Below are 398 nucleotides of genomic sequence, written 5' to 3'. Positions count from 1 at the left end.
ATCGTGGCACGCGGTATTGATTTACTCTATCCGATTGTGGATGCGATGCTGACCAGCATCTTACAAAGCCAGGTGCTGGCAATGGACGAGACGCCGATTAAAGCAGGCAAAGCGGGTCCGGGCAAAATGAAGCAAAGTTACTTCTGGCCGGTGTATGGTGATAAGGATGAAATTGTTTTTACCTTCTCCACCAGCCGCGGGCGGCAACATATAGAAGAGATATTAAAACATCGCTTTAAAGGGACTTTATTAAGCGATGGCTACAGCGCCTATGCCAGTTATATCAAAGCGAATGAGGGCTTAACCCATGCCCAGTGCTGGGTGCACAGTCGCCGGCAATTTATTGCAGCCGAAAACAGCTGGCCACAACCGGCCAAAGAAGCGATAAGCCTAATCGC

General features: G+C 49.5%; 1 protein-coding gene. It reads left to right on the top strand.

Annotation, left to right across the window (positions count from 1 at the left end):
- Positions 1-398: IS66 family transposase (locus NOG12_RS13300; protein ID WP_313933522.1), on the top strand; the 398-nt coding region annotated here is incomplete at both ends.

The organism is Pseudidiomarina fusca (genome assembly GCF_032227045.1).
GTDB lineage: Bacteria > Pseudomonadota > Gammaproteobacteria > Enterobacterales > Alteromonadaceae > Pseudidiomarina > Pseudidiomarina fusca.
This window is presented reverse-complemented; position numbering and strand designations above follow the sequence as displayed.